30 protein-coding genes and 1 other RNA gene are annotated in these 25,522 nt (G+C 64.2%); 25 read left to right on the top strand and 6 right to left on the bottom strand.

Translation table 11 applies throughout. The features are described 5' to 3' along the window. Positions 1–373: 373 nt before the first annotated feature. From rpoZ to CSC73_RS00245, 3 genes are all read right to left on the bottom strand, one after another. Positions 374–673: a DNA-directed RNA polymerase subunit omega gene (rpoZ, locus tag CSC73_RS00255; protein ID WP_093283131.1), complete on the bottom strand. Its 300-nt coding sequence runs from the start codon at positions 671–673 to the stop codon at positions 374–376. A 173-nt stretch (positions 674–846) separates the two neighbouring features. Then, positions 847–1,458 (bottom strand): guanylate kinase, encoded by a 612-nt coding sequence (gene gmk / locus CSC73_RS00250; RefSeq protein WP_163838776.1) that lies wholly within the window; start codon positions 1,456–1,458, stop codon positions 847–849. A gap of 132 nt (positions 1,459–1,590) precedes the next feature. After that, a complete protein-coding gene (locus CSC73_RS00245) occupies positions 1,591–2,451 on the bottom strand; it encodes a YicC/YloC family endoribonuclease (protein ID WP_163838468.1) in 861 nt (286 codons plus the stop codon). 67 nt (positions 2,452–2,518) lie between these two features. Here CSC73_RS00245 and rph point away from each other — a divergent pair, with 67 nt between their 5' ends. From rph to CSC73_RS00175, 14 genes are all read left to right on the top strand, one after another. Beyond that, a complete protein-coding gene (rph, locus tag CSC73_RS00240; RefSeq protein WP_163838467.1) occupies positions 2,519–3,247 on the top strand; it encodes a ribonuclease PH in 729 nt (242 codons plus the stop codon). 99 nt (positions 3,248–3,346) lie between these two features. Then, entirely contained in the window at positions 3,347–3,739 is a 393-nt protein-coding gene (locus tag CSC73_RS00235) for a VOC family protein (protein ID WP_163838466.1), read from the top strand. Then, the gene (gene rdgB / locus CSC73_RS00230) at positions 3,736–4,332 is read left to right on the top strand and encodes an RdgB/HAM1 family non-canonical purine NTP pyrophosphatase (RefSeq protein ID WP_163838465.1); all 597 of its coding nucleotides are present in this window, start codon (positions 3,736–3,738) and stop codon (positions 4,330–4,332) included. The genes CSC73_RS00235 and rdgB overlap by 4 nt, the downstream gene beginning before the upstream one ends. Before the next feature lie 20 nt (positions 4,333–4,352). Then, on the top strand, positions 4,353–4,649 hold the full coding sequence (locus CSC73_RS00225; protein WP_211840772.1) for an antibiotic biosynthesis monooxygenase family protein: 297 nt from the start codon (positions 4,353–4,355) through the stop codon (positions 4,647–4,649). After that, positions 4,619–5,800, top strand: coding sequence for a radical SAM family heme chaperone HemW (hemW, locus tag CSC73_RS00220; protein WP_163838463.1), 1,182 nt, complete (start codon positions 4,619–4,621; stop codon positions 5,798–5,800). Before CSC73_RS00225 ends, hemW begins: the two co-directional genes overlap by 31 nt. A gap of 92 nt (positions 5,801–5,892) precedes the next feature. Further along, on the top strand, positions 5,893–8,328 hold the full coding sequence (locus tag CSC73_RS00215) for a DUF1631 domain-containing protein (protein ID WP_163838462.1): 2,436 nt from the start codon (positions 5,893–5,895) through the stop codon (positions 8,326–8,328). Beyond that, positions 8,325–8,672 (top strand): PilZ domain-containing protein, encoded by a 348-nt coding sequence (locus CSC73_RS00210; RefSeq protein WP_163838461.1) that lies wholly within the window; start codon positions 8,325–8,327, stop codon positions 8,670–8,672. The genes CSC73_RS00215 and CSC73_RS00210 overlap by 4 nt, the downstream gene beginning before the upstream one ends. Positions 8,673–8,770: 98 nt before the next feature. Next, complete coding sequence (gene pepQ, locus CSC73_RS00205; RefSeq protein WP_163838460.1) at positions 8,771–10,099, top strand: Xaa-Pro dipeptidase; 1,329 nt, start codon at positions 8,771–8,773, stop codon at positions 10,097–10,099. 10 nt (positions 10,100–10,109) lie between these two features. Continuing rightward, complete coding sequence (locus tag CSC73_RS00200) at positions 10,110–10,439, top strand: low molecular weight protein tyrosine phosphatase family protein (protein ID WP_163838775.1); 330 nt, start codon at positions 10,110–10,112, stop codon at positions 10,437–10,439. Between the two features lie 96 nt (positions 10,440–10,535). After that, on the top strand, positions 10,536–10,991 hold the full coding sequence (locus tag CSC73_RS00195) for a nuclear transport factor 2 family protein (protein ID WP_163838459.1): 456 nt from the start codon (positions 10,536–10,538) through the stop codon (positions 10,989–10,991). A 176-nt stretch (positions 10,992–11,167) separates the two neighbouring features. After that, positions 11,168–11,917 carry a transglutaminase family protein gene (locus CSC73_RS00190; RefSeq protein WP_163838458.1) on the top strand — a complete coding sequence of 250 codons (750 nt, stop codon included), beginning with the start codon at positions 11,168–11,170 and terminating at the stop codon, positions 11,915–11,917. Beyond that, entirely contained in the window at positions 11,910–12,188 is a 279-nt protein-coding gene (locus tag CSC73_RS00185) for a hypothetical protein (protein WP_163838457.1), read from the top strand. Before CSC73_RS00190 ends, CSC73_RS00185 begins: the two co-directional genes overlap by 8 nt. Positions 12,189–12,220: 32 nt before the next feature. Beyond that, positions 12,221–12,886, top strand: a complete 666-nt coding sequence (locus CSC73_RS00180; RefSeq protein WP_246197243.1) for an RHS repeat-associated core domain-containing protein — start codon at positions 12,221–12,223, stop codon at positions 12,884–12,886. A gap of 2 nt (positions 12,887–12,888) precedes the next feature. After that, the gene (locus tag CSC73_RS00175) at positions 12,889–13,419 is read left to right on the top strand and encodes a hypothetical protein (protein WP_163838456.1); all 531 of its coding nucleotides are present in this window, start codon (positions 12,889–12,891) and stop codon (positions 13,417–13,419) included. 79 nt (positions 13,420–13,498) lie between these two features. Here the strand turns inward: CSC73_RS00175 and pepP are convergent, their stop codons facing one another. Together pepP and CSC73_RS00165 are read right to left on the bottom strand one after the other, a co-directional pair. Beyond that, on the bottom strand, positions 13,499–14,824 hold the full coding sequence (gene pepP / locus CSC73_RS00170) for a Xaa-Pro aminopeptidase (RefSeq protein WP_163838455.1): 1,326 nt from the start codon (positions 14,822–14,824) through the stop codon (positions 13,499–13,501). Continuing rightward, positions 14,824–15,366, bottom strand: a complete 543-nt coding sequence (locus CSC73_RS00165) for a UPF0149 family protein (RefSeq protein ID WP_163838454.1) — start codon at positions 15,364–15,366, stop codon at positions 14,824–14,826. Before CSC73_RS00165 ends, pepP begins: the two co-directional genes overlap by 1 nt. A gap of 196 nt (positions 15,367–15,562) precedes the next feature. Between CSC73_RS00165 and CSC73_RS00160 the strand changes: the two genes are divergently transcribed. The 7 genes from CSC73_RS00160 to rpiA all read left to right on the top strand — a co-directional run bounded on the left by CSC73_RS00160 (position 15,563) and on the right by rpiA (position 20,843). Further along, on the top strand, positions 15,563–17,785 hold the full coding sequence (locus CSC73_RS00160) for a putative bifunctional diguanylate cyclase/phosphodiesterase (protein WP_163838453.1): 2,223 nt from the start codon (positions 15,563–15,565) through the stop codon (positions 17,783–17,785). Between the two features lie 180 nt (positions 17,786–17,965). Then, positions 17,966–18,184: a TIGR02449 family protein gene (locus tag CSC73_RS00155; RefSeq protein ID WP_093283188.1), complete on the top strand. Its 219-nt coding sequence runs from the start codon at positions 17,966–17,968 to the stop codon at positions 18,182–18,184. After that, entirely contained in the window at positions 18,181–18,483 is a 303-nt protein-coding gene (locus tag CSC73_RS00150) for a cell division protein ZapA (protein WP_163838452.1), read from the top strand. Before CSC73_RS00155 ends, CSC73_RS00150 begins: the two co-directional genes overlap by 4 nt. Before the next feature lie 125 nt (positions 18,484–18,608). After that, positions 18,609–18,793: non-coding RNA, 6S RNA (ssrS, locus tag CSC73_RS00145), on the top strand. Between the two features lie 208 nt (positions 18,794–19,001). After that, entirely contained in the window at positions 19,002–19,619 is a 618-nt protein-coding gene (locus tag CSC73_RS00140) for a 5-formyltetrahydrofolate cyclo-ligase (protein ID WP_163838451.1), read from the top strand. Continuing rightward, the gene (locus CSC73_RS00135) at positions 19,612–20,079 is read left to right on the top strand and encodes an EVE domain-containing protein (protein ID WP_093283202.1); all 468 of its coding nucleotides are present in this window, start codon (positions 19,612–19,614) and stop codon (positions 20,077–20,079) included. Before CSC73_RS00140 ends, CSC73_RS00135 begins: the two co-directional genes overlap by 8 nt. Positions 20,080–20,189: 110 nt before the next feature. Continuing rightward, positions 20,190–20,843: a ribose-5-phosphate isomerase RpiA gene (gene rpiA, locus CSC73_RS00130; protein ID WP_163838450.1), complete on the top strand. Its 654-nt coding sequence runs from the start codon at positions 20,190–20,192 to the stop codon at positions 20,841–20,843. A gap of 291 nt (positions 20,844–21,134) precedes the next feature. Here rpiA and CSC73_RS00125 read toward each other — a convergent pair whose 3' ends face one another. Further along, positions 21,135–21,521, bottom strand: a complete 387-nt coding sequence (locus CSC73_RS00125) for a transcriptional regulator (RefSeq protein ID WP_163838449.1) — start codon at positions 21,519–21,521, stop codon at positions 21,135–21,137. A 187-nt stretch (positions 21,522–21,708) separates the two neighbouring features. Here CSC73_RS00125 and CSC73_RS00120 point away from each other — a divergent pair, with 187 nt between their 5' ends. The 4 genes from CSC73_RS00120 to CSC73_RS00105 all read left to right on the top strand — a co-directional run bounded on the left by CSC73_RS00120 (position 21,709) and on the right by CSC73_RS00105 (position 25,456). Continuing rightward, positions 21,709–22,143 carry a hypothetical protein gene (locus tag CSC73_RS00120; RefSeq protein ID WP_163838448.1) on the top strand — a complete coding sequence of 145 codons (435 nt, stop codon included), beginning with the start codon at positions 21,709–21,711 and terminating at the stop codon, positions 22,141–22,143. A gap of 76 nt (positions 22,144–22,219) precedes the next feature. Next, positions 22,220–23,710, top strand: a complete 1,491-nt coding sequence (locus CSC73_RS00115) for a DNA polymerase Y family protein (protein ID WP_163838447.1) — start codon at positions 22,220–22,222, stop codon at positions 23,708–23,710. 54 nt (positions 23,711–23,764) lie between these two features. Then, positions 23,765–24,211, top strand: coding sequence for a DUF192 domain-containing protein (locus tag CSC73_RS00110; protein ID WP_163838446.1), 447 nt, complete (start codon positions 23,765–23,767; stop codon positions 24,209–24,211). A 399-nt stretch (positions 24,212–24,610) separates the two neighbouring features. Further along, on the top strand, positions 24,611–25,456 hold the full coding sequence (locus CSC73_RS00105) for a SirB1 family protein (RefSeq protein ID WP_163838445.1): 846 nt from the start codon (positions 24,611–24,613) through the stop codon (positions 25,454–25,456). Positions 25,457–25,522 lie beyond the last annotated feature (66 nt).

Here is a 25,522-nt window from a genome sequence, read left to right as displayed (position 1 = left end):
GCTTGCGGACCCGGCAGCTTCATCGCCGGGCGCGCCGTAGGGCGGCTTTCTTTTGGTTACTTTTCTTTGCCGTTCAAAGAAAAGTGACTCGCGCGTAGCGCGAAATGCTTTTGCTTCGGAGAAAAATTAAAAGCTAGAGCAAGATCAAGAGCACCCCTCCTCAATCCTCCCCTGCGCTGCGCGCAAGGGAGGAGGCAGAAGCAAACGCAGAGCAGGAGCAAAGGCAAGATCAAGATGGATCCCAGCTTTCGCTGGGATGACGACTGCATGGGTGCATCGCGATGAACCATCGTCGATGCGCGCAGTACCCCCGAAAAGCAAACGGCCCGCTTTCGCGGGCCGTTCGATAAGCAGCTGAAGATCGAAGAAACGATCAGTCGTCGCCCTTGGACAGGTCGTCGTCGGCGACCACTTCGGCAGCGGCCCATTCCAACGCCTCGCGCTCGGCGCGTTCGCGCTCGGCCTTTTCGACCCGGTCGATGAGCTCGTTGTCGATCTTGCGCGCGGCGATCTCGCGCAGCGCCAGCACGGTCGGCTTGTCGCCGCTCTCGTGGTTGTCGATGGTCGGCTCGACGCCGTTGGCCAACTGGCGGGCGCGCTTGGCGGCCATCATGACCAGCTCGAAACGGTTGTCGACGACTTCCAGGCAATCTTCTACGGTAATGCGGGCCATGCGGGCTCCCGGCGACCCGGGGGGCCGCGCGATTAATACAGAAAGGGGCGCGGATTGTAGGGCCGGAGCCGGACGGATGCAAGCATTCGGGTCTTTTCACCCTTTCTAATCAATAACTTGGCAAAGGAAGCGACCCCGACCTGGCCCCATGGCGCAAGTGGGACGGCCCTACCCTATCCCAGCAGGGTCTGGATCAGCCCGGCGTGCCGGGCCACCTGGGGCTCCTTGCGCAGACGGCTGGCGGTGAAGATGGCGCACATCTCCTCCACCGCGGTGTCGAAGACCTCATTGACGATGACGTAATCGAATTCGCCGTAGTGGGACATTTCCTCGCGTGCGGCAGCCAATCGCTGCGCGATCACCGCCTCGCTGTCCTGGCCCCGGTTGCGCATGCGCTGCTCCAGCGCCTCGCGCGAGGGCGGCAGGATGAACACGCTGACCGCATTGGGCACCTTGGCCCGTACCTGGCGCGCGCCCTGCCAGTCGATCTCCAGCAGCACATCCTTGCCGGCATTCAACTGCGGCTCCACCGACTGGCGAGCGGTGCCCTTCCAGTCGCCGTGCACTTTTGCGTACTCGAAGAAATCGCCGGCGTCGATCATCTGCTGGAAGTCGTCGGCCGAGACGAAATTGTAGTGCTGCGCATGGCGTTCGCCCGGGCGCGGCTGGCGCGAGGTGAACGAGATCGACAGCGCGATCTGCGCATCGCGCGCCAGCACCGCGTTGACGATGCTGCTCTTGCCGGCGCCCGAGGGTGCGGCGACTACGTAAAGAGTTCCGCGCATGGTCATGACGGGAATAGAGAATGGGGAATGGGGAATGGAAAAAGCATATATCCGAACTCCACCCGGACAGCGGCGAGCACGGAAAGCACGGGGCTTTTTCCATTCCCCATTCCCCATTCCCCATTCCCGGCCCTATTCAATGTTCTGCACCTGTTCGCGGATCTGGTCTATCAGCACCTTCAACTCCACCGCGATATTGGTGGTGCGCACGTCGACCGATTTGGAACCCAGCGTATTGGCCTCGCGATTGAACTCCTGCAACAGGAAATCCAGGCGGCGGCCCACCGGCTCGGTCTGCTTCAGCACCCGGCGGATTTCCTTGATGTGGCTGTCCAGGCGGTCCAGCTCTTCGTCCACGTCGAGTTTCTGCAGCCACAGCACCAGTTCCTGCTCCACCCGACCCGGATCGGCCGCCTGGGCCAGGTCCGCCAGGCGCGCGTCCAGTTTCTGGCGCTGGCCGGCGCGGATGACCGGAATCAGTTCGCGCACCTCGGCCGCGCGCGCGGCCAGCGCATCCACCCGCTCCCTGATCGCCGCCGCCAGTTTTTCGCCCTCGCGCTCGCGCGCGCCGACGAACTGGTCCAGCAGCGTGTCCAGCAGCGCCAACGCTTCGGCTTGCAGGAACTCGGCATCGGTCGAGCGCGCCTGCAGCACGCCCGGGTATTGCAGCAGGTCGATGAACTCGGTGCGCAGCGCCGGGAAGCGCGCGGTCATGTCCAACGCCAGTTCGGACAACTGCCTCACCAGCGTTGCGTTCAGCTGCAGCCCACCCTCGCCTTCCGGCGAACGCAGGCGCAGCGAGAAATCCAGCTTGCCGCGGGCGATGCGCGCGGAGATACGCTCGCGCAGCGCCGGTTCCAGCACGCGCAGCTCTTCGGGCAGGCGCAGGCCCAGCTCCAGGAAGCGGTGGTTCACCGCCCGCAATTCGCACGCCAGGGTGCCGCCCTCGGTGGCGCGCTCGGCGGTGGCGTAAGCGGTCATGCTGCGGATCATGGTTGAGGCCGGGCCGTGCTGCGGGAGGCGAATGGTAACCTAGCCCGCCCTTTTTACGGATTCGCGCATGACCGTCGTTCGCCCCAGTGGCCGCCTCCCCGAGCAGATGCGCGAAGTCCGCATCCAGCGCGGCTACACCCGCCACGCCGAGGGTTCGGTACTGGTGTCGTTCGGCGAGACCCGCGTGCTGTGCACGGCCAGCGTGGAGAACCGCGTGCCGGGCTTCCTGCGCGGCAAGGGCGAAGGCTGGGTCACCGCCGAATACGGCATGCTGCCCCGCTCCACCCATACCCGCAGCGACCGCGAAGCCTCGCGCGGCAAGCAGGGCGGGCGCACGCTGGAGATCCAGCGCCTGATCGGCCGCGCGCTGCGTGCCTGCGTGGACCGCAACGCCCTGGGCGAACGCACCATCACCCTGGACTGCGACGTGCTGCAGGCCGACGGCGGCACCCGCACCGCCGCCATCACCGGCGCGTACGTGGCGCTGGTCGATGCGGTCAACTGGCTGAAGGCGAAGAACGAAATCAAGCGCGACCCGATCCACGGCGCAGTCGCCGCGGTGTCGGTCGGCATCTATCGCGGCGTGCCGGTGCTGGACCTGGACTATCCGGAAGACAGCGACTGCGACACCGACATGAACCTGGTGATGAACGACGGCGGCGGTTTCATCGAGCTGCAGGGCACCGCCGAAGGCCACGCGTTCCGCCGCGACGAACTCAACGACCTGCTGGCACTGGGCGAGAAAGGCATCGGCGAATTGTTCGCCGCGCAGCGCACTGCGCTGGCCGGCCAATAATTCCTGTAGGAGCGGGCCCTGCCCGCGACCGCTCTTCGCAACGAACAGGAAAAGCGTCGCGGGCAGGGCCCGCTCCTACAAACCGCTAGGCATCGATACATGAAACAAACCCTCAGCCTCATCACCCTGGTCGTAGACGACTACGACACCGCCATCGCCCACTACACCGGCGCGCTCGGCTTCGCGCTGCTGGAAGACACCGACCTGGGCAACGGCAAGCGCTGGGTCCGCGTGGCGCCACCGGGCAGCAGCGAGACCGGCCTGTTGTTGGCCAAAGCCAGCGACGACGCCCAGCACGCACGCATCGGCGATCAGACCGGCGGACGCGTGGGATTCTTCCTGCAGACCGACGATTTCTGGCGCGATCACAAGGCGATGACGGCCAATGGCGTCGAATTCCTGGAAAACCCGCGCGAAGAGAAATACGCCACCGTCGCTGTGTTCCGCGACCGCTACGGCAACAAGTGGGATCTGCTGGAACCAAAAGCATGAAACTGGTGCTGGCCTCCTCCAACCAGGGCAAGCTGCAGGAGTTGCGCGAACTGCTGGCGGGCGACGACATAGAATTGCTGGCCCAACCCGACCTGGGCGTCGAGGACGCCGACGAAACCGGCAGCACTTTCGTGGAGAACGCGTTGATCAAGGCGCGCCACGCGGCGCGAATCACCGGTCTGCCGGCCCTGGCCGACGATTCCGGGATCTGCGTGGACGCGTTGAAGGGCGCGCCCGGCCTGTATTCGGCGCGCTACGCCGGCGAGCACGGCAACGCCTCGCGCAACATCGACAAGCTGCTGGAGGTGCTGCGGGGCACGCCCGACGACCGCCGTACCGCGCATTTCTATTGCGTACTGGTGCTGTTGCGCCATCCCGACGATCCGCAGCCGCTGATCGTGGAAGGCCAATGGAACGGCCGCATCCTGCACGGGCGTCATGGCAATGGCGGACATGGCTACGATCCGGTGTTCTTCGATCCGCGCCATGGCCAGTCCGCGGCCGAAATGGAGCCGGGACTGAAGAACCGGCTGAGCCATCGCGGCCAAGCCCTTGCGCTATTGCGCGAACGCCTGCGATCGGCGCTAGGGTAGGCCTTCTTGGGACAGGCATGATGTTCGTGGTGATTTGGAAATACGCGGTACGCCCGGGATCGGAATCCGCTTTCGAGGCCCTGTACGGCCCGCAAGGGGCGTGGGTCGCGTTGTTCCGCGAGTATTCCGGCTACCTGGACACCGAACTGCTGCGCAGCCACGAAGCCGGCGCCTACCTCAGCATCGACCGCTGGCTCAGCGAAGCGCACTACGATGCGTTCCAGCGCGCCGCCGCGCCGCGTTATGCGGAAATCGACGCGCTGGGCGATACGTTGACCTTCGACGAATGCCGCATCGGCCGTTACACCGTCCCATGATGATCCCGCCTCCGCTGTCGCTGTACGTGCACCTGCCCTGGTGCGTGCGCAAATGCCCGTACTGCGATTTCAATTCCCACGAAGGCAAGGGCGCGCTGCCGTTCGCAGGTTACGTGGATGCGCTGATCCGCGACCTGGACCAAGATCTGCCGCTGGCGTGGGGGCGCAGCATCCACTCGGTGTTCTTCGGCGGCGGCACGCCCAGCCTGTTCCCGCCCGAACAGATCGACCGTTTTCTGCAGGCCGCCAGCAGCCGTCTGCGGTTCGCGCCGAATGTGGAAATCACCCTGGAAACCAATCCGGGCACCGCCGAACACGGGCGCTTCGATAAATACCGCGAGGCCGGCGTCAACCGCATCAGCTTCGGCATCCAGAGCTTCGACGACGGCTGCCTCAAACGACTGGGCCGCATCCACGACAGCGCCGAAGCCGAGCGCGCGGTGAAGCTGGCGCAGGACGCGGGCTTCGACAATTTCAACCTGGACCTGATGTACGCCCTGCCCGGCCAGGATCTGGCGATGGCCGAATACGATCTGCAGCGCGCCTTCGCCCTGCAGCCTGCGCATATTTCGCATTACCAGTTGACCCTGGAGCCGAACACGATGTTCTTCGCCCGGCCGCCCAAGGGCCTGCCCGACGACGACAGCGCCTGGGACATGCAGGAACGCTGCCAGGCCCTGCTGGCCGACGCTGGCTACGCGCAATACGAAGTCAGCGCCTACGCGCGGCCCGGACGGCAGTGCGCGCACAACCTCAACTACTGGCGTTTCGGCGATTACCTGGGCATCGGCGCGGGCGCGCACGGAAAGCTCACGCTGGGCGCGGAACAGGACATCCTGCGGCGCTGGAAGACCAAGCATCCCACCGTTTACCTGGCCGAAGCCGGCACCCCGCAATCGCTGGGCGGCGACGAACGCATCGCGCCCGGGCGGCGTCCGTTCGAGTTCATGCTCAATGCGCTGCGGCTCAACGAAGGTTTCGCGCTGGGCGATTTCGAAGCCTGGACCGGTCTGGAGCGCGATCGCATCGCCGGCCCTCTGGCGCAGGCCGGTGCGCGCGGCTGGCTGGCGATCGCGGAGAACCGGGTGGTGCCCACCGAACTTGGCCGCCGCTTCACCAACGATGTGGTGGAGTTGTTCCTGGAGGCCTAGGGCCTGCGGCAGTAACCGGAGCTACAGACCCGTCCCGTCGCGCTGGCCGACAGGGAATGTGTTAAAACCGGCATCAGGGGAGTCAATCAACAATGTCCAGCGTACCGCCCGTCCTGCCTTCGTCCACGCCGGCAACGATCGCGCAAGCGTTGTCGCTGCCGCCGCGCGTGCGCAAGATCCTGGGCGTCTTTTTTGGCCGGGTCTCTCTGGATCTGAGCGAACGTATCGGCCAGATGCTGGTCGAATCCGAACAGCAGCTGTTCAAGCTGGCCGAACGCGCGCGCAGCAACGAAAAACAGGCCGAGCAGTTCGCCAACCTGCACGGGCTGCGCAAGAGCCGCGCCGATCTGCTGCCGATGTTCCTGGCCGGACTGGAAGGCGAGTTCGCCGCCATCCGCCTGCCGCGCGCCGCGCCGGCCAAGGACGCGCACGAGCGCATCGAATACCAGACCATGACTCTGGTCGAAGACGCGGAGATGGATCAGGACATCGTGCTGCGCGAAATCGCCCGGCGCCACGACGCGCGTGCGCGTACGCCGCTCTATCTCATGGGCCAGCGTTTCGGGGTGCTGGCCGGTTCGCCTGCATTCGACGCCGCGCAGCTGCCGGTCGGCCCGCAGACCTTGTGCAAGGTATTGCGCGCCTCGGTCGCCGCGGCTTTCAAGATCGATCTGGATTCGCAGTTGTTGCTGTACAAGGCCTTCGATCAGAAGGCCCTGGCCGATTACGCCGGCTGGATGGAGATACTCAACACCCTGCTGGCCCAACAAGGCGTATTGCCGGGTCTGGTCTATGCGCCGCAACGCGCGCGTAGCGACGAAGGAAGCCGCAGGCCAGGGATTGGCGGACCCCATCCATCGGAAGGCGCGCCGCGTCCCATGACCGATTGGTACGGGCATTCCTCGCCTTCGGCCTGGTCGGCGTTCGGTCAGCAGGCCATGGCCTCGGCCGTTGCGGCGCCGGTTTCCGGCCATGCCGACGCGGCGCAGGCCATCGCGGGTATCGGCAAAGCCGGCGCAGAGCAGGCGGGCAGCGATGCGTCTTCTTTCGCCACCTTGCAGCAGCTGCTGCAAGGGCGCCGTGCGGCGATGTCGCCTGGTTCGACGGGACCGGCATCGACGGGTCCTGCCGGACAGGCCGGCGCCAGACCGTCAGGCGCCGCAGTCGCTTCTTTCGCGACCGGGACACACGCAACCGGCACCCCGCTTCCCACCCACGACGTACTGAGCACGCTGCGCTCGCTGCAGGCCGCCGCCGTACCGGTTAACCCCGGACAGCCGCGCCGCACCATGCAGGATGTGCAGAAGGCCATGCTGGAGCAGGTCCGCGAACAGCACGGTCCGCAGGCCGCGCTGGTGCAGCAGGATGCCGACACCTTCGAACTGCTCGGCCTGCTGTACAACGAAATAGAACGCGAAGTGCAGCGCGACGCGCCGGCGGCGGACTTGCTGGTGCGCCTGCAGGTGCCGGTGGCGCAGGCGGCGCTGCACGACCGCGAATTCTTCCTGCGTCCCCAGCACCCCGCGCGCGAATTGCTGAACTCGGTGGCCGAATCCGGCGCCGCCTGGCTGGGCGAGGACGAGGCGGACCCGCAGCTGCTGCAGAAACTGCACCACGCCGTGGAACGGGTGGTCACCGACTACAACGGCGACGACGAAGTTTTCGAGAGCGTCAACAACGATGTGCAGGCGCACTTCCGCGCGATGGCGCGCAAGGCAGAAGTCACCGAGCGGCGGCACGTGGAAGCCGCGCGCGGCAAAGACCGCCTCGAGATCGCCAAGCAGCGCGCCGCCGAAACCATCGACACCGCTCTGCAGGGCCACGTGCCGCCGAAATTCGTCCAGGCTCTGTTGAACCAGGCCTGGGCCGACGTGCTCACGCTCACCCAGCTGCGCAACGGCCAGGATTCGGAAGAATGGCGCGAACAGGTGGAACTCACCCAGCGTATCGCCACGGTCACCGGCGGCGATAGCGAAGCGGAAGGCGCCACGCTGAGCGATGGCGAACTCACCCCGAAGATCGAAGCGGCTTTGTCGCAAGTGGGCTACCACCCCGACGAAGCGGCGGCCATCGCCCGCCGCTTGTCCAGCGCCGAGGACGACGAGACCACTTCGCGGACCGAGCTGACCGCGCGCCTCAAAGCCCGCGCGCGTTTGGGCGAGCAAGTGGAGATCCCGAAGAAAAAGCATATCGAGCGCACGCCCAGGGAGCAGGAGTGCCACGATTACCTGCGCACGCTGCCGTTCGGCACCTGGTTCGAGTTCGTCAAGAACCAGCAGGGCGACGTCACCCGCCAGCGCCTGTCCTGGTACAGCCCGGTCACCGACCACGCGCTGTTCGTCAACCAGCGCGGCCAGCGCATCGGCGAGCAGTCGATGGACAGCCTGGCGCGGCTGATGGCGCTCGAGCAGGTGCACGTGGTCACCCAGGACAAGGGCCGCCTGATCGATCGCGCCTGGCGCGCCACGATCAGCGCATTGCGCAGTTTCACCAGCGCCCCCGCGGCGGGTCAGGGAGCGAACGCATGAGCAACGATTCGCGCCGCACCCAGCGCCGCAACGTGCACGAGCCGGTGATGGTGGTCGACACCATGTCCGAGCAGATCATCGGCCGGCTGGGCAATCTTTCCGAATCGGGCATGCTGCTGGTGGCAAACGCGCCCCTGGTGGAGGATGCGCTGTACCAGCTGCGGTTCCAGATCGCCGACCCGGCCGGACGGGCGGTCGCGATCGACGTGGGCGCGCACCTGATCTGGGTGGGCAGCGCCAACACGCCCGGCCAGAGCTGGGCGGGCCTGCGTTTCCTGACCATCGACGAAGGTCAATTGTCGGCGCTGCGCCAGTGGATCACGCGCCCCGAAGCAAGGTCGTAGGTCGGGGCTACGCCCCCGACGCGCGTGAACCAGCCCCGACCTACAGCGCGGAAACGCCAATTACGGCAAAATTGCGGCATTCCAGACGAGTAGCCGCAATGACCCAGCCCGACTTCAACGCCCTGTACGCCGACCACCTGGCCACGATGAAACGGCGCGCGGACGAGGCTTTGTCGCGCGGCGGCTTCGACCATCTGGTCGTGCCCAGCGGCACCCAGCACTACCAGGTCTTCGACGACCGCGATTACCCGTATGCGGTCAACCCGCAATTCAAGGCCTGGCTGCCGCTGACCCGCGTGCCCTACAGCTGGCTGGTGCACACGCCGGGCCAGCGCCCCCAGGTGATCTTCTACCAACCTTTCGACTATTGGCATGTGGTGCCCGACGCGCCCAGCGGCTGGTGGGTGGAGCATTTCGACATCCACATCATCCGCAAGCCGGAAGAAGCGCTGGCGCTGCTGCCCAAACCCGCCGCGCGCTGCGCGACCCTGGGCGAGCCGCAGAGCGCGCTGGGCGACTACGCTCCCAACAACCCGGCCGCGGTGGTGGATTACCTGGAATACCAGCGCTCCTACAAGACCCCGTACGAAATCGCACTGATGCGCCAAGCCCAGCATTTGGCCGTGCGCGGCCATCGTGCCGCCGAAGCCGCCTTCCGCGAGGGCAAGAGCGAATTCGCCATCCACATGGCCTACTGCAGCGCCGTGGGACAGGACCTGGGCGAACTTCCCTACAACAACATCGTGGCTTTGAACGAACACGGCGCGGTGCTGCACTACACCGAGCTGGGCCGTACCGCGCCCACCCCGTCGCGCAGCTTCCTGATCGATGCTGGCGCCAGTTTCCACGGCTACGCCAGCGACATCACCCGCACCTACGCGGCCGACAAGTCGGGCGAGTTCCAGGCGATGATCGATGCGGTGGACCGCGCGCAGATCGAAATGGGCAAGGGCGTGCGGGCCGGCGTCGATTACAAGCAACTGCACATCGATGCGCACCTGGCCTTGATGGGCATCCTCAAGGATTTCGGGGTGATCAGGGTTTCTCCCGAAGCCGCCCTGGAAACCGGCGTCAGCGCCGCCTTCTTCCCGCATGGTCTGGGTCATCCCATCGGCCTGCAGGTGCACGACGTGGCCGGCTTCGCCGAAAGCGACCGCGGCGGCAAGATTCCGCGCCCGCCCGGACACCCCTACCTGCGCATGACCCGTGTACTGGAACCGGGCATGGTGGTGACCATCGAACCAGGTCTGTATTTCATCGACATGCTGCTGGACGAAGTGAAGAAGAACGGCCATGCCGACAGCGTGGATTGGGCACGCGTGGAGTCGTTCCGCCCCTATGGCGGCATCCGCATCGAGGATGAGGTGATGTGCACGCAGGGCGATGCGGACAACCTGACCCGGCCCGCGTTCGCGGCCGCGGCCTGAGCCGACGACGATCAGGAACGTTCTATTCGTATGCAGCCGCAACCGGTTGCGCAGTCCGACCGCCGAACAGGTGTTCGCGTCGTGGCCGGGCATCGAAACCGCTTCGGCGGGCACCAATCGCGATGCGGACAATCCGGTGACGCCGGAACTGTTGCAGTGGGCCGACCTGATCCTGGTCATGGAACGCATGCATCGCTCGAAACTGTCGGCGAAGTTCAGCGCGCAACTGGCCGGCAAGCGCGTGGTCTGCCTGGAAATCCCGGATGACTTCGACTACATGGAACCGGCGCTGGTGGCGCTGCTGAAAGACCGCGTTCCCAGGTATCTGCCTGCCTCGTAAAGCGGCTTCAGCGGCAGGGTGACCTTGTCCGAAAACGGCGAGCTTCGGGTCCAGGCAGGCCATAGTCTGGAGGCCTTCCAACAACCGGAATGCCTCGTGAAAATTCAACCGTCACGCATCGCCACGTTGCTCCTTGTGCTGGCCCCGTTCGCGGCACAGGCCTCGGAAAGCGACGACATCGCCGCCGTCGCCGCGCTCGATACGCAATACCAGGCCGCCGTGAAAGCCAACGATGCCGCCGGCATGGCGAAAATACTCGCCGACGATTTCATCCTGGTCATCGGCAACGGAACGGTGTCGACCAAGGCGGATCTGCTGAAAGAAGCCGAGGACCGCATCCGCGAATACACGCACCAGGAAGACAGCGAGCAGACCGTGCGCGTGTGGGGCGATACCGCGGTGGTCACCGCCAAGCTGTGGATGCAAGGCAAACGCAAGGACGGCACGCCGTTCGACTACCAACTGTGGTTCAGCGATACCTACGTGCGCACCAAGGACGGTTGGCGCTACGTGTTCGGACAGGCTTCGTTGCCGTTGCCCAAAGGCTCCTGATCACCATGCAGGGACCGGCGTTAGCCTCAGCCGGTAGCCAAAAATGACTTTGCCTCATCGGTGCTGTGCGCCGACTCACATAAATCATGTTGTCATCAACGGTTAACTCCTCGCAATTGCCGATGTGAGTGGAGTGTCGTATCGTCAATCAGGAACAACTCCACGGAATGGGGCTTATGTTGACGCAAGAGATCAACAATAGATTTCAGAAAGCATTTTTACTGACATTGGTCGGCCTGCTTAGCGTAACCAACGTCGCGTACTCCAGCCCCTCCGACCCTGATTCTATCCGGCAGGTGCGAGATTTTATGGCCAAGTCCGCAGCAGATTTGGATTTGGCTCAGGCCAAACTTACAATCGACCGATTGATAGATCCGAGTATCGACACTGCGGCAACGATGCGACAGTTGGACGAACTGGCAACCATCGTTCGCTCTGGTTTTCCGCCCAACGCCAGTAACCGCCAGAAGCTGGAAGCACTGCTGATCTTCCTATACCAGCCCGGCCCATGGAATGAGAGCCAGCCGTTTACCTACGACCTGACTGATCCGCTCGGGGAAAATATACGCAACAAGCTACTGCCTACCTACTTAACCACTCGCAAGGGAAACTGCGTTTCGATGCCCATTCTGGTCGCCATATTGGGTCAGAAGCTGGGGCTTCCTGTCACTTTGGCGACAGCACCCGAGCATGTACTGGTGAAATATAGAGACGACGGCGGGGAGTGGTTGAACGTCGAGGCCACGGCCGGGGGTTACGAAACCAATGCCGGCTACGAACGCAGAACTGGCATCTCGAAAAAAGCCATCGCCAACCAGATTTACTTGCGCCCGCTCGATCAACGTGAAGCAGTGGCGGTTATGCTCAGCATTGATGGAGTTCTATCGCAGGCATGGCCAAATCACACAAGAGATAGCCGTGGCTGATTTTGCTTTAGAAGCGAATCCGAAGGATGTGGTAGCTATGCTACATAAGGGCTCCGGCTATTACATGCTGCTGCAAGAGCGCTACGTTAGCCGCTATCCAACGCCGGCCGACATTCCAATCGACCAGCGCCAGGACCACATAATGTTGAGCCAAGAAAACTTACGGCTGTTTGCTCAGGCCGAAGCGCTGGGATGGACCGAGTCCACGCAGTTGAAGGACGAAAATTACCTTCAAACCATCGAACGCGAGAAAGCGCGCAGGGGGAAATGATGCGATACAACCACAAAACCGCGAGGGCAATAATGATGATGCTGGCGCTGCCTATTGCGCTAGCCAGTGGTTCAGCGGCGGCACGGTTCGTTTCGGTGGATCCCGTGCGGACCAATCCGAATAACGGCCAAAATTTCAATCGCTATAACTATGCGAACAACAACCCATATAAGTTCATTGACCCCGATGGGCGCGTTGCCATTATTACAAGAATGAAAGATGGTTCAATTCAAGTTGATTTCCCATCAAAATTCAGCGGCACCGGGGCGTCGGAACCAAATATTGCAGCGGTTAAGAGTCAAGTCGGGGCATTATCAGGAACCTACCAAGTTGACGGAAAATCCACACAAGTAAACTTCCGGGTAACCGAAATAACCAAAGACACGCCACGGGCTGCTCGAAACTCGATAAAGCTTACCGATGGACCAACGGCACGACGCGATGGACTTAGCAATGCCGATAAAGGTGGAAAGCGTGCAGAAATAGATATCAATGACCGATTTGTCAATGGCGGGACTCCTTCTCATGAATATCTGCATTTAGCCGACGCTGATGACAAATACGATGCAACTTCCAGAAAGTCAGACCCCGCACGGGGGAAGAACATTATGAATGTCGTGCCGGGGGTTCTTGAGGACACCAATGTTCAAGAAATTATGGACAGCAACAAAAACATCCAACGAGAAGAAGGAAAATAAAAATGATCTCGATGAGAATTTTTAGCTTGGCAGCTCTGTCACTTTTACTGCTAGCCGCCCCTTTTTGCTGGGCAAATGACTTATCGAAGTATTCATGCACCGTCTTTAGTTCAAATATTTGCTTCCGCCTACCTACCGGCACACAAGTTGCTTATTCAATCCCTGTCGATTTCCACTTGTTCGTTATTTCGAAGAGCTCAGAACCAGTTGCAACAGTCTATGTCGGAAATGCGCCTCAGAAAGAGATGGGCGGCGAACTTATCCTCCAGAGCAAGAGCAAAAGTGGAGTTTTAGAGGCATTTAGCAACAAATCATCGGAAGTTAATAAGCTCGACATCTATATCACCCCGAATGCGCGTAATGCTTCAGTTATACACATTCATGCCGAAGGCAGTTCGTCTACACACGATGAGCTACAAGAGCTTCTATCTAGCTTTCGCCCTTGTACGCCCATAAGGTCGGGAGGTCAGAAATGTCCAGTAAACGATGTATGGAGCCAGGAGCTAGCTAAGATTTTGGCACCCAGCCAATAAGATCAACTGCGTGCGCAGAGCGCCGTGTCGGGCACATCCATGGGCGTGCTATCGGGCGCAGCCTTAGGAAAAACATAGATCACGACCCCGCCATCAAGGCTTCTATCTCATCCGCACTACGCGCCAGCTTGTCGGTCAGCACCCGATTGCCGTCCGCAGTGATCAGCACATCGTCTTCGGTGCGGATGCCGATGCCGCGCCACTTCGCATCGACGGTGTTGTCGTCGGACGACACATAAAGGCCGGGCTCGATGGTGAACACCATGCCCGGCTCCAATAGGCGCGATTCGCCGGCCAGGCGGTATTCGCCCACGTCGTGCACGTCCAGGCCCAGCCAGTGGCCGGTCTTGTGCCGGTAGAAGCGGCGGTACTGGCCGCTGGCGATGTTCTTCTCCAGCTTTCCCTTCAGCAGACCGAGTTGCAGCAGACCTTCGGTCAAGGTTTCCACCGCTGCGTTGTGGCCGGCTTCGTAAGGCACGCCCGGCCTGGCCTGCGCCAACGCGGCTGCCTGCGCGGCGCCGACCAGATCGTGCAGCGCGCGTTGCGCTTTGCTGAAACGGCCGCCGACCGGGAAGGTGCGGGTGATGTCCGATGCATACCCGCGGAACTCGGCGCCCGCATCGATCAGCACCAGATCGCCTTCGGCGGCGCGCGCGTTGTTGGCGCGGTAATGCAGCACGCAGGCATTGGCGCCGGCGCCGACGATACTGCCGTAGGCCGGCCAGGCATCGTTGGCGCGGAACACGCGCTCCAGATCGGCCTGCAGTTCGTATTCGTGGATGCCTGGCCGGCACGCGCGCATCGCCGCTTCATGCGCCTGTACGCTGATGTCGGCCGCGCGCTGCATCAGCTTCAGTTCGTCCTTCGACTTGAACAGGCGCAGCTCGTGCAGCAGATGGCCGAGTTCCAGGAATTCGTGCGGCGGCTGCGCGCCGTGACGGACCTGCTCGCGCACACGGTTGACCCAGCCGATCAGCTTGAGGTCGAACTCGGCGTCGCGGCCGAAGTGGTAATAGACGCGCGACCGGCCTTCCAGCAATCCGGGCAGGATCTCGTCCAGATCCTCGATGGGATAGGCATCGTCCATGCCGAACTGTTCGACCGCCCCTTCCTGGCCCGCGCGCGGACCGTCCCAACCCTCGCGCTCAAGATTGCGTTCCCGGCAGAACAGCAGCGCCTCGCCGTGCTTGCGTCCCGGCACCAGCACCAGCACCGCTTCGGGCTCGTTGAATCCGCTGAGATACCAGAAGTCCGAATCCTGCCGATACGGGTAATGCGTGTCGTGGCTGCGCACGCGCTCGGGCGCGGCGGCCAGGATCAGGATCGCGTCGTCGGTGGACATCCGCATCAGCTGCTTGCGGCGCCGCGCGAACTCGGCGGCGGCGATGCCCGTCGACGCTTTCATCAGTTCAGGCTCTGGCGATGGCGCGGCGCCAGTACGCAGTCCCCATGCAGCAGCAGAACCGCGACGCGGACGAATTCCTCGATCTCGGCCAGCGCGTGCTCGTCCTCGTCGTCGTCGCTGCTCTCCGGCGCCGCCTGGGCCAGCCGCGCCAGATCGTGCAGGGCTTCCTCCGCTTCCTCGGACAACGGCGGACGCGCGCCCGCCGCCAGGCCGAAACCGCCGAGAAACCCGCGGCACCAGTCGAACAGCGCATCGGCGCGGGCGTTGAGCGAATCGTCTATTTCCGGAAGCAGCAGTTCGAAGCCGAAACCGCGGTCGTCCAGCTGGGCGACGCTGGCTTTGCGCAACTGATCCAGCGCGCTGTCCGCTTCCGGTGCGGGCAGACTTTCGTCGGCCAGCACCCGCGCCGGCCAGTTCGCCGCATTCTCGCCGCCGCCGGACAACCAGCCGCACAAGGCGCCATGCAACTCGGAAGGTTCCGCAGCCAGCCCGGCGCGCCGGGAAGCCTGGGCCACATCATCGATGAGGGGGAGCTCGGCCATTCAACGTATTCCGTAAAGCAATTCGGACAGCGACAGCCCGGGCGGAAAGTGTAGCAACGAAAACCCGTGCGGACCGCTTGTTGTCCGGTCCTCGGCGTGCCTACACTCGCCAATCCGCCGGCCGCATTCCGCGCGGCGAGGACCCGCAGACCCCGTCATGCCATTCGCATCCGCCGCCGTTACGGTCGCAACCGCCATGCCAGCAACCCTTCCGGGTTCGCGGATGGTCGCGATACTGGCGGCCTTGCTGGTGCTGGCGGTGGTGCTGGCCATCGCCGCGCGACGCCACTGGCAGTCCAGGTGGCAGCAGACCTTCGATCCGCCCAGAACCGAATCGCAACGCGAGCGCGACGAGCACCTGAAACTGGCGCTGTGGGCCTCCGGCGAACATTTCTGGGACTACGACCTGATCAGGCGCCGCCTGCACCACATGCGCGCGGACGAGAGCACCGCGCATTCGGCGGAAATCACCGTGCTGACCCGGCAGGGCGACGTCCCGCCGATCCACGAACTGGACCTGCCGCTGGTGATGGAGCAATTGCGCAGCCATCTGCAGGGCGAGACTCCCTTGTTCATGTCCGAACACCGCATGGACCTGGGCGGCAACGGCACCTGGGCCTGGGTGCGCGCGCGCGGCCGGGTGGTCGAACGCGACCTGCAGGGACGACCGCTGCGCATCGCCGGCACCGCGCGCGACATCACCGCCAGCCGCAACGCCGAATACGAACACCGCATCGCCAGCGAAGTCATGCGCAGCATGAGCGAAGCGGTGGCGGTGCTGGACTGGGACTACAACTTCATCGCCGTCAACCAGGCCTTCACCCGCATCACCGGCTACGCCGACGCCGAAGTCATCGGCAAACCCGTGGAGATGCTGGACAGCGGCCAGCAGGACGCCGTGCTGCACCAGCGCATGCGCGAAGACATCGGCCGCGACGGCCGCTGGTCCGGCGAAATGTGGCGGCTGCGCAAGGACGGCGAGGAAATCCTCTGCAAGGTCGAGACCAACGTGGTGCCCGACGCCAGCGGCCAGCGCAATCTGTACGTGCAGGTGCTCAACGACATCACCGAACAGAAACGCGCCGAGCAGGAACTGCGCTACCTGGCCAACTACGACACCCTCACCAGCCTTCCCAACCGCTCGCTGTTGTCCGAGCGCCTGTCGCGCGCCATCGTGCGTGCGCGCCGCGAGAACGGCAAAGTCGCCGTGCTGTTCATCGACCTGGACCGTTTCAAGGACATCAACGACTCCCTGGGCCACGCCACCGGCGACCGCATCCTGCGCGCCGCCGCCGCGCGCGTGCAGCAGACCGTGGGCGCGCAGCACACCGTGGCGCGGCTGAGCGGCGACGAATTCACCGTGGTACTGGAGGACGTGGGCTCGATGGAGGACGCGGAAACCATCGCCCAGCAGATCATCGACGCCTTCAAGCTGCCGCTCAGCTTCGGCGAGCGCCTGGAACTGTCGGTATCGCCTTCCATCGGCATCAGCCTGTATCCGGACCACGCCCAGGTGCCTACCGACCTGTTGAAGCACGCCGATACGGCCATGTACCAGGCCAAGGCCGCCGGGCGCCACACCTACCAGGTGTATTCGGAAGCGATGGACGAGAAGACCCGCCACCGCGCGATCCTGGCCAGCGCCCTGCGCAGGGCGCTGGAGCGCGACGAACTCACGCTGGTGTTCCAGCCGCGCCTTTCCCTCAGCAAGCACCGCATCACCGGAGTCGAGGCGCTGCTGCGCTGGGAAAGCAGGGACTTCGGCGAGGTTTCGCCCGGCCAGTTCATCCCGCTGGCCGAGGAGTCGGGCCTGATCCTGGAAATCGGCTCCTGGGCGCTGCGTCAGGCGCTGATGACCGTGCACGACTGGCACCAGCAAGGCCTGCCTGGCCTGACCGTGGCGGTCAACGTATCGGCATTGCAGCTGCAGCGCGGCGATCTGTCCGACGTGGTGGCGCGCATCCTGGCCGAGACCGGAGTATCCGCCCACTGCCTGGAGCTGGAATTGACCGAAAGCGTGATCATGGCCAACCCCGAAAAGAACGCCGACACCCTGCGCGCCTGCCGCCGGCTGGGCGTATCGCTGGCCATCGACGACTTCGGCACCGGCTATTCCTCGCTGGCCTACCTCAAGCGCCTGCCGCTGACCACGCTGAAGATCGACCAGGAATTCGTCGGCGACCTGACCCACGACACCGACGACGAAGCCATCACCAGCACCATCATCAACATGGGCCACTCGCTTTCGCTCAATGTCATCGCCGAAGGCGTGGAAACCGCGGCCCAGCTGCAGTTCCTGCGCGACCACGGCTGCGACGAGATCCAGGGCCACTGGATTTCCCACGCCCTGCCCCCGGACGCCTGCCTGCGCTTCATCCGCGAATACGGCATGGGCCACGAGATCGCGGTCGCTTCCTGAGCGCGGCTTGTGGGAGCGGCGTCCCGCCGCGAGCTTTTGCGGTCTTAAATCTGAAAGACGCCGGAAACCATCGGCAAAGCTCGCGGCGGGACGCCGCTCCCACAAGCTTTCACGACGTTCCAGCCGGCTCCTGCAGGCGCAGCTTGACCGCCTGCCCGGCGCACCCCTATCGTGGCCGCCATGGACAACGACGCCATCGAACAGCTCCGCACCCTGGCCGCGCGCGTGCAGGCGCTGGTCGAACGTTGCCAACGCCTGGCGGACGAAAACCGCAGCCTGCGCACCCAGCAGGAACAACTGGTCGGCGAGCGTTCGCAGCTGCTGGCCAAGAACGAACAGGCGCGCTCGCGCGTGGAAGCCATGATCACCCGCCTGAAGTCGCTGGAGCAGCACACATGAGCGCCGGCAGCGAACCGGTCAGCGTGCACATCCTGGACCGCGAATACACCGTGGGCGTGGAAGCGGGCGAGCGCAGCAGCCTGATGGCGGCGGCCAAACTGCTGGACAGCAAAATGCGCGAGGTGCGCGGCGGCAACAAGATGGCGGCGGTGGACCGCGTGGCGGTGCTGGCCGCGCTCAATCTGGCGCACGAATTGCAGCAGTTGCGCGACGAGCGCAGCGCGCGCGACCGCGAACTTTCCAACACGCTGGACGATCTGCACCGCAAGCTGGACAGCGTGCTGGAATCGCCGCGCTGATCCTGTTTCACGGTCGGCGGCGACCGCGTGGAACAAACGCGGATCACGGCGATGCACACTGCAGAATGAATTTCGACCGACGAACGGACTTTGCATTTCCGCCGGCGTCGCTATACTGATCCCCGCATCCTCTGCCGTGAACGACGGCGTGCAAAACATTCGCCTTGTCCCTTAAATACGACCACGGGAAGGGAACGGAAGCCGGGAGTGCATGTCCGCCTCGCAGCGGAAAGCCCGAAGGCCCCCAACTCTTCCCACTTGAACCCCGGGTTCAAGGTCGTTTCGCAAGCATCGTCATGGCGGAGGATGTATTTCTTCCTCGCGCGAGCAGTGGCCTCCCTGTTCATCGCGATTCGACGGGTCTCCGTCGAATTGGTAATCCGGTTAGTAATCCGGATTCCCGATCGCGCCATCCGTCCGGCACGGTGCACCTCTCTGGTTTTCCGCCACGGCATTCGGCCGTCAGGCCCGGCTTGGCTTAGAATTCCGCACATGAATTTTCCTGCGCGGCTTGCCCCATGATTCAAGACCGCGCCCGCCTGCGCAGCGAACTGCGCTCGCAACGCCGCGCCATTCCCGCCCCGCAGCGCATCGCCGCGGCCGACGCGCTGGCCAACCGCCTGCTTTCGCTCGCTTTCGCGCCCGCCTCCGGCTACGTCGCCGGGTACTGGGCCATGGACGGCGAGATCGCGCTGCACAGCTGGCAACTGCGCCTGCCACGCGAACTGGTCTACTGCCTGCCCGTGCTGCATCACGAAAACCAGCTGCGGTTCGCGCCGTGGCGGCCGGGCGATGCGCTGGTGACCAATCGCTTCGGCATTCCGGAACCGGACGTGGAGCCGGCCTCGGCGCTGCCGCCCGAAGCGATGTCGCTGGTGGCCATGCCCCTGGTCGGGTTCGATGGCGCCGGCCGCCGCCTGGGCATGGGAGGCGGCTGGTACGATCGCAGCTTCGCCTTCCGCAACGCCTCGATGCCGCCGCCCTGGCTGGTCGGCGTGGGCTTCGACGCGCAACGCGTCGACCGGCTCGCCGCCGAAGCCTGGGACGTGCTGCCCGACGCGATCTGCACCGAAACCGGAACCCTGCTGGCCGAGCCCCGCGAATACACGCCCAATGAGTGCACGCCCCATGAGTAGCCGCAAACGCTATTGGCTGATGAAGTCCGAACCGGACGCCTTCTCCATCGACGACCTGCAGAAAGTGGGCGTGGAACCCTGGAACGGCGTGCGCAACTACCAGGCGCGCAACCACATGCGCCAGATGCAGGTCGGCGACGGCGTGCTGTTCTACCACTCCAGCTGCGCGGTGCCCGCGGTCGTAGGCATCGCCAAGGTGGCGAGCGTGGCGTATCCGGACCCCACCCAGTTCGATCCCAAGTCGGACTACTTCGATGCCAAGAGCACGCGCGAGGAACCTCGCTGGTCGCTGGTCGATGTCGCTTTCGAGCGCAAGCTCAAGCGCGCGATCCCGCTGGAAGAGATCAAGCAGCACGCCGATGCGCTGGGCGAAGGCTTCGCGCTGACCCAGCGCGGCTCGCGCTTGTCGGTATCGCCGGTCAGCGCCGCGCAGTGGAAGCTGCTGCTGTCGCTGGAATGAATCACCCCCTGTAGGAGCGGGCCCTGCCCGCGACGAAGCTTTACCGGTAGAGCCTGTCGCGGGCAGGGCCCGCTCCTACAGTCGCAGATACGATCAACAGGAAATCCGACATGTCGCAGAACGAAGCAAAACGCCTGGCCGCCGAAAAAGCCATCGAATACGTGGAAGACGGCATGATCGTCGGCGTCGGCACCGGCTCCACCGTGGCCTTCTTCATCGACGCGCTGGCCCGGATCAAGCACCGCATCGCCGGCACCGTCTCCAGTTCCGACCAGAGCACCGAACGCCTGCGCGCGCACGGCATCGAGGTGATGGAACTCAACAACACCGGCGACCTGGCCCTGTACGTGGACGGCGCCGACGAATGCGACCCGCACAAGCGGCTTATCAAGGGCGGCGGCGCTGCGCTGACCCGCGAGAAGATCATCGCCGAGGCCAGCGCGAAGTTCGTCTGCATCATCGACCCGGTCAAGCAGGTGCCGGTGCTGGGCAAGTTCCCGCTGCCGGTGGAAGTGATCCCCATGGGGCGCAGCCTGGTCGCGCGGCGGATACTGGCGCTGACCGACGGCCAGCCGGTGTGGCGCGACGGCGTGGTCACCGACAACGGCAACGCGATCATCGACGTGCACGGGTTGGCCATCGTCGACCCGGTGGCGATGGAGCGCGAGTTGTCGCAGATTCCCGGCGTGGTCTCGGTGGGCCTGTTCGCGCGCCGCCCGGCCGACGTGGTGATCATCGGCGGCGAACCGCCCACAGTCCTGTAAGGCCTCCCCCTTTGCAGCGCTTTTCAACAGCCGAATGGCTGGTCAAAAGGGGGATTGAGGGGGATTTGCTTTTGACTTTTTTTTGCTCCCAAAGCAAGAGCAAAAGCAAATCCCCCGTAGTCCCCTTTTGACCAGCCATTCGGTTGTTGAAAAGCGCTGCAAAGGGGGCAAAGCGAAGCCGAGTAGGTCGGGGCTACGCCCCCGACGCCATGGGCTAAGCGACCAACGGCGCACTTGTCGACACTCTGGAGCGTCGGTCACGTAGGACCGACCTACCCGCTACCCAGAGCTTCAGGTCTTGGTCAACGCCTTGACCAGTTCGCCCACCAGCTCGCGCCGCTTCGGCGGCAATGCCAGGAACGCTTCGATCACCTGACGCTCGCGTGCCCCGGTCCCGCTTGGCCAGACCGCCTGCGTCTCGGCCACCCGGTGTTTGGACTCTTTGCCGAAACGCAGCACCTGCGGCTCGATGCCGAACAGCGCGGCCAGCACTTGCAGCTTGTCCTGCTCGGGCATGGAGCTGCCGCTCAACCAGCGCGAGGCGGTCTGGAAGCTCACCGAGCGGCCGCGGTACTTGGCATTGAACAGACGGAACAGCACCGCCGGGCGCGGCTCGTAGCCGAGCGTACGCATCGCCTCGGCCAGCCGTAAGGAAAACTGATAACGCTCGTCGCTCATGACCGGGGAAGTTACTGGCGCGCATGACCCCCTGATTCACACTTAATGTTCATTGACATGAACTTATGAGGTTAATACAGTGATTCCAAGGCGATACGACGGGACGCCAAGCATCGCATTCCCCGTAGGCGCTTCGCCATTGCCATGCCGGATCGGCCTGGTTCTTGATGACAGGGAGAGATTGCCGATGAGCCTGCCGTTGCCGGGCGAACCGGGCGGGGAACCTTCCACGGAAACCCCGCCCCAGCCCGTTGCTGCGCACACCAGCCTGGAAAGCCTGGTCCACCTGCTGCAGGGCAGTTCCCGGCCGAACCTGGCCGATGTCGGCATCACCACCCTGCCCCAGGCCCAGCTGGACCGGCTTCACAGCAGCGCCCGGCAGGAAGCGGAACTTTGCCAGGACCGTTCGGAACTGTTCCTGGAATTGCTGGAGCATTGCGTGGAACACAACGCCACCCCGGAACCGGAAACCCTGCTGCGCATGACCCGGCAACTATTGAGATTGGCGCGCGACCAGCGCCGCTGGCACGACCTGGCCGACAACGCGGCCTACTACCGCGACAACGTGCAGGTCGCCGCCCGCATTTCGAGCTATCTGTTTCCGCGCGATCGCTGCGACTGAACAGGCGTTGCGGCAAAAGTATCTCCCGCGCTGAGACGGCGCGGCGCGATACTTCTCCCTCAAGGGAAGCCTCGCCATGACCCTGCGCTGCCTGTTCGTCGATTTCAATTCGTTCTTCGCCTCGGTCGAGCAATACGACGACCCGTCGCTGCGCGGCCGTCCGGTGGGCGTGGTGCCGGTGATCGCGGCCACCACCTGCTGCATCGCCGCCAGCGTCGAAGCCAAACAGCACGGCATCGGCACCGGTACGCTGGTATGGGAGGCGATGGAGAAATACCCCGACGTGAAATTCGTGGAAGCGCGCCCGGCCCGCTACGTGGAACTGCACCACGAACTGATGGCCGTGATCGCGGACTGCATCCCGCACGGCAAGGCCGAATCGATCGACGAAGTGCCGTGCTACCTGATGGGCCGCGAACGCCAGCGCGGCAACGCCGAAGCCATCGCCCGCACCATCAAGGCCAAACTCGCCGACCGCTACGGCGCGGCCATCCGCTGTTCCATCGGCATCGCGCCCAACAAGTTCCTGGCCAAGACCGCTTCGGACATGGTCAAGCCCGACGGCCTGACCGTACTGGAAATGGACGACCTGCCGCACAAGCTGCACGCGCTGGAACTGCGCGATTTCTGCGGCATCGGCCCGTCCATGGAACAGCGCCTGCACAAGGCCGGCATCCGCACCGCACAGCAGCTGTGCGCGGCCACCCGCGAGCATCTGCGCGCGGCCTGGGGCAGCCGCGAAGGCGAACGCTTCTGGATGCAGCTGCGCGGCTTCGAGGTGCCCGACCGCATCACCCAGCGCGGCTCCATCGGCCACTCGCACGTGCTGGGCCCGGAACTGCGCAGCTTCGAAGGCGCACGCTCGGTGCTGTTCAAGCTGCTGGCCAAGGCCGCGATGCGCCTGCGCAAGGACCAGTTCCTGGCCAGCGGCCTGGCCATCCGCATCCGTTTCGTCGGCCAGGACCAGCGGTTCGAACGCGATCTTTCCTTCGCCCCGGTCGACGATACCCCCAGCTTCCTGCACCTGCTGGGCGAACAGCTGATGCAGCTGGAGGAAGCGGCCAAGCGCGGACGCTGGAATCCGCGCCGCCATCCGCCGCTGTCGGTGGCGGTCACCCTGGTGGGGCTGGAACAGGCCGGCAGCGTCACCGGCGAACTGATGGAACAACGCCAGCGCGGCCGCGACATGAGCCGCGTGGTGGACCGGATCAACCAGAAATATGGCAACAACTCCGTCTACTTCGGCGCCATGCAGCAGGCGTTGGCGCAGGATGCGGCGCCCATGCGCATTCCGTTCGGGCAGATCCCGGAAACCGCGCGCGAAGAAGACGTGCCCGGCAACCGCAGGGGCGCGGCCCGGCAAGCGGAAACCATGGACGAGCTGTTCCTCAAACGCGAGCGCCAGTTCAAGGTGATGGCCGAAAACGCGCACCGCGAATCGCAGAAACGCAAGGACCACCCTTCCGATGCCGGCGGCGAAGCCTTCAAGGCCGGCGCCGGCGGCTGGCGGTCCGGCAGGAAGCGCAGCACCGAACCCGAAATCGGGGAAACCCGGCCGCTGTTCTGAACAGCAGCGGCTTGCCGATACACTAGCGGCCCGTCCCGTCTTCCGGAAACCGGCATGTCTTCGATCCGTCCTTCCCTGCTTCTCGTGATGCTGATGCTCAGCGGCTGCGCCAGCGCCAGCAGTTGGGTGGAACTGGGCGGTCAGCGCTACGAAGTCGAAGTGGCCGACGACGACGCCGAACGCGCGCGCGGATTGATGTTCCGCGACCAGCTGGCGCCCGGCACCGGCATGATCTTCCTGCACGACCGCGAAGAACCGCAGGCGTACTGGATGAAGAACACCAAGATCGCGCTGGACATCCTGTACTTCGACAACGCGCGCAAACTGGTGGCGCAGCAGCGCGACGTGCCGCCCTGCTCGGCGGGCAACGCCTGCCCACCGTATCCCAGCAACGTACCGGCCCGCTACGTGCTGGAACTGAACGCCGGCGAAGCGGCGAAGCTGAAGCTGCAGAACGGCGCCGAGCTGAAATTCAGCAGCGATATCCCAAAGCTGCCGTAGGTCGGGGCTACGCCCCCGACGCGCTCGTGGTGAGCCTGTCCAAGATCCCGTTCGTGGTGAGCCTGTCGAACCACGCCTTTCGAGATGGTCCCAACATTACGAAAACTTATACAGGCCGGACCTAGATCGCCGACCCGCAGGCGGGTTCAGCTTCCTTGCGTCGGGGACGTAGCCCCGACCTACATGATCCCGTTCGTGGCGAGCCTGTCGAACCACGCTCTTGGCGGGATTTTCCAGATAGCGGCGCTTCAAATATCAGCGAAAAGCGTGGTTCGACAGGCTCGCCACGAACGGGTCAATGGCCGGTTCTCTGCGGCTATGGATCGAGCGATGAATCGACTACGCCCGAACCGCTTTTCAGGGCTTGATTGTGGCGGCGTTTGACGCCAATCTTGGGCCATGGGGGTAAGACTGACATTGCCGGAATGGAGTTCGCTGGCGGCGCAGGCCGACGAATCCGTGCCCTTGCTGGAAACCGCGCTGCTGATCGCGCGCGACGAATATCCCGACCTCGACGCCGATCTCTACGACACCCTGGCGCAAAGCCACGCCGAGCATCTGCGCCCGGAGATCGAGGCCATCGACGCCTGGCCGCTGAAGATGGCGGCCATCAACCGGCACCTGTTCGACGAACTGGGCTACACCGGCAACCACGACGAATATTACGACCCGCGCAACAGCTATCTGAACGAGGTGTTCGAGCGCCGCCTGGGCAACCCCATTTCTTTGGCGATGGTGCAGATGGAAGTCGCGCGCCGCCTGGGCGTGCCGCTGGACGGCGTGTCCTTCCCCGGACATTTCCTGGTGCGCCTGCCGGTGGACGACGGCATCCTGGTGATGGATCCCTTCAACGGCGGACGCCCGCTGGGCGCGGACGAACTGCGCGAACGCGCCAAACCGCATCTGGGCGGCGACATTCCCGACGACAACGCGCTGATGCATATCCTGGACCCGGCCTCGCACCGCGCCATCCTGATCCGCATGCTGCGCAACCTGCACGGCGTGTACGCCGAACGCGACGAATGGGACCGCGCCGCGCGCAGCGCCGACCGCGTACTCAAGCTTTCGCCGGAACAACCCGAAGCGTTACGCGACCGCGGCCTGGCGTACCTGAAAATGGACTACAAGCAAGGGGCGCGGCACGACCTGGCGCGTTACCTGCACGTGGCCCCGGAAGCGGCCGACGCGCATGCCCTGCGCGAGCGCCTGGTGGAATTGAACACCAGCAAATCGCGGATGCACTGACCGCTTGTAGAACCCGCCGTTGTAGGAGCGGGCCCTGCCCGCGACAGGCTCTACCGGTAAGGCTTC

It is taken from the genome of Pseudoxanthomonas sacheonensis (assembly GCF_010093305.1).
GTDB classification, from domain to species: Bacteria; Pseudomonadota; Gammaproteobacteria; order Xanthomonadales; family Xanthomonadaceae; genus Pseudoxanthomonas_A; species Pseudoxanthomonas_A sacheonensis.
This window is presented reverse-complemented; position numbering and strand designations above follow the sequence as displayed.

What these genes read in the sequence shown, in the direction of transcription:
- CSC73_RS00105 (WP_163838445.1), top strand. Translation starts at nt 24,611, where the DNA reads ATGGGGGTAAGACTGACATTGCCGGAATGGAGTTCGCTGGCGGCGCAG.
- CSC73_RS00190 (WP_163838458.1), top strand. Translation starts at nt 11,168, where the DNA reads ATGTTGACGCAAGAGATCAACAATAGATTTCAGAAAGCATTTTTACTG.
- hemW (WP_163838463.1), top strand. Translation starts at nt 4,619, where the DNA reads ATGCCGCATCGGCCGTTACACCGTCCCATGATGATCCCGCCTCCGCTG.
- CSC73_RS00115 (WP_163838447.1), top strand. Translation starts at nt 22,220, where the DNA reads ATGACCCTGCGCTGCCTGTTCGTCGATTTCAATTCGTTCTTCGCCTCG.
- CSC73_RS00135 (WP_093283202.1), top strand. Translation starts at nt 19,612, where the DNA reads ATGAGTAGCCGCAAACGCTATTGGCTGATGAAGTCCGAACCGGACGCC.
- CSC73_RS00140 (WP_163838451.1), top strand. Translation starts at nt 19,002, where the DNA reads ATGATTCAAGACCGCGCCCGCCTGCGCAGCGAACTGCGCTCGCAACGC.
- rph (WP_163838467.1), top strand. Translation starts at nt 2,519, where the DNA reads ATGACCGTCGTTCGCCCCAGTGGCCGCCTCCCCGAGCAGATGCGCGAA.
- CSC73_RS00215 (WP_163838462.1), top strand. Translation starts at nt 5,893, where the DNA reads ATGTCCAGCGTACCGCCCGTCCTGCCTTCGTCCACGCCGGCAACGATC.
- CSC73_RS00235 (WP_163838466.1), top strand. Translation starts at nt 3,347, where the DNA reads ATGAAACAAACCCTCAGCCTCATCACCCTGGTCGTAGACGACTACGAC.
- CSC73_RS00210 (WP_163838461.1), top strand. Translation starts at nt 8,325, where the DNA reads ATGAGCAACGATTCGCGCCGCACCCAGCGCCGCAACGTGCACGAGCCG.
- rpiA (WP_163838450.1), top strand. Translation starts at nt 20,190, where the DNA reads ATGTCGCAGAACGAAGCAAAACGCCTGGCCGCCGAAAAAGCCATCGAA.
- CSC73_RS00155 (WP_093283188.1), top strand. Translation starts at nt 17,966, where the DNA reads ATGGACAACGACGCCATCGAACAGCTCCGCACCCTGGCCGCGCGCGTG.
- rpoZ (WP_093283131.1), bottom strand. Translation starts at nt 673, where the DNA reads ATGGCCCGCATTACCGTAGAAGATTGCCTGGAAGTCGTCGACAACCGT.
- CSC73_RS00120 (WP_163838448.1), top strand. Translation starts at nt 21,709, where the DNA reads ATGAGCCTGCCGTTGCCGGGCGAACCGGGCGGGGAACCTTCCACGGAA.
- CSC73_RS00245 (WP_163838468.1), bottom strand. Translation starts at nt 2,451, where the DNA reads ATGATCCGCAGCATGACCGCTTACGCCACCGCCGAGCGCGCCACCGAG.
- CSC73_RS00165 (WP_163838454.1), bottom strand. Translation starts at nt 15,366, where the DNA reads ATGGCCGAGCTCCCCCTCATCGATGATGTGGCCCAGGCTTCCCGGCGC.
- pepP (WP_163838455.1), bottom strand. Translation starts at nt 14,824, where the DNA reads ATGAAAGCGTCGACGGGCATCGCCGCCGCCGAGTTCGCGCGGCGCCGC.
- CSC73_RS00175 (WP_163838456.1), top strand. Translation starts at nt 12,889, where the DNA reads ATGATCTCGATGAGAATTTTTAGCTTGGCAGCTCTGTCACTTTTACTG.
- CSC73_RS00225 (WP_211840772.1), top strand. Translation starts at nt 4,353, where the DNA reads ATGTTCGTGGTGATTTGGAAATACGCGGTACGCCCGGGATCGGAATCC.
- CSC73_RS00150 (WP_163838452.1), top strand. Translation starts at nt 18,181, where the DNA reads ATGAGCGCCGGCAGCGAACCGGTCAGCGTGCACATCCTGGACCGCGAA.
- gmk (WP_163838776.1), bottom strand. Translation starts at nt 1,458, where the DNA reads ATGCGCGGAACTCTTTACGTAGTCGCCGCACCCTCGGGCGCCGGCAAG.
- CSC73_RS00125 (WP_163838449.1), bottom strand. Translation starts at nt 21,521, where the DNA reads ATGAGCGACGAGCGTTATCAGTTTTCCTTACGGCTGGCCGAGGCGATG.
- CSC73_RS00160 (WP_163838453.1), top strand. Translation starts at nt 15,563, where the DNA reads ATGCCAGCAACCCTTCCGGGTTCGCGGATGGTCGCGATACTGGCGGCC.
- pepQ (WP_163838460.1), top strand. Translation starts at nt 8,771, where the DNA reads ATGACCCAGCCCGACTTCAACGCCCTGTACGCCGACCACCTGGCCACG.
- CSC73_RS00180 (WP_246197243.1), top strand. Translation starts at nt 12,221, where the DNA reads ATGATGATGCTGGCGCTGCCTATTGCGCTAGCCAGTGGTTCAGCGGCG.
- rdgB (WP_163838465.1), top strand. Translation starts at nt 3,736, where the DNA reads ATGAAACTGGTGCTGGCCTCCTCCAACCAGGGCAAGCTGCAGGAGTTG.
- CSC73_RS00110 (WP_163838446.1), top strand. Translation starts at nt 23,765, where the DNA reads ATGTCTTCGATCCGTCCTTCCCTGCTTCTCGTGATGCTGATGCTCAGC.